At 59.3% G+C, this 730-nt stretch carries 1 protein-coding gene and 1 pseudogene; both read left to right on the top strand.

Annotated features, from left to right (window positions below; all coding sequences use genetic code 11):
• Positions 1-210 (top strand): annotated as a pseudogene (locus tag EN993_RS36455) (cytochrome c oxidase subunit I); the annotation flags it as partial.
• Positions 211-271: 61 nt separating this feature from the next.
• The coding region (locus tag EN993_RS36450; protein ID WP_164758086.1) for a Tim44/TimA family putative adaptor protein at positions 272-730 on the top strand (459 nt) is incomplete at its 3' end.

Here is a 730-nt window from a genome sequence, read left to right as displayed (position 1 = left end):
GCTTTCGCCGGCTGGAATTTCGTGTCGTCGATCGGGTCCTACATATCAACGGCCGGACTTGTCGTCTTCTTCATCACGGTGGCGGAAGCTTTCAGCCGCAGACGCCAGGCCAGCGCCAATCCATGGGGCGAAGGGGCGACCACGCTCGAATGGCAACTGCCATCGCCGCCGCCCTTCCATCAGTGGGAGAAGCTGCCGCGCATTGTCTAGCTTCGCCTCCTGTTCCAAATCAACGCCTGCTGTCGCGTCGACATCTTGTCGGGAGAACGTCATGAACGAAACCACAGATCCAAACAACCACATCCTGCTCGTGGGGATCATCGCGTTTTATTGGGCATTGCTGAGCAGTTGGGGCCAAACTCAGCCGCGCCCAGGCAACGACAAGGCCAAACGGGACGATGCGCCGGCGGACCAACTGACCGGCAATGACGAACGCACGCCCTCCGCCGACACCTCCTTGGATGGGATTCGAAAGATCGAACCGGATTTCGACGTCGCCGCGTTTCTGGCTGGCGCCAAGACAGCCTATGAAATTATCCTGCGGGCCTATGCGGACAGTGACATCCAGACGTTGAAGCGCCTTGTCGGGCCGGAAGTGCTTGATACCTTCGAGCGAGCGATTGCCGGACGCCGGGATCGCGAGGAGACGCTGCAACTCACCTTCATCGGCATCAGCGAAGCAAAGGTGGTCGATACTCTCGAGGAGGAAGGTACCGCTGAGGTTGTTGTT

This window comes from Mesorhizobium sp. M7D.F.Ca.US.004.01.2.1, from assembly GCF_003997785.1.
Lineage (GTDB): Bacteria > Pseudomonadota > Alphaproteobacteria > Rhizobiales > Rhizobiaceae > Mesorhizobium > Mesorhizobium loti.
This window is presented reverse-complemented; position numbering and strand designations above follow the sequence as displayed.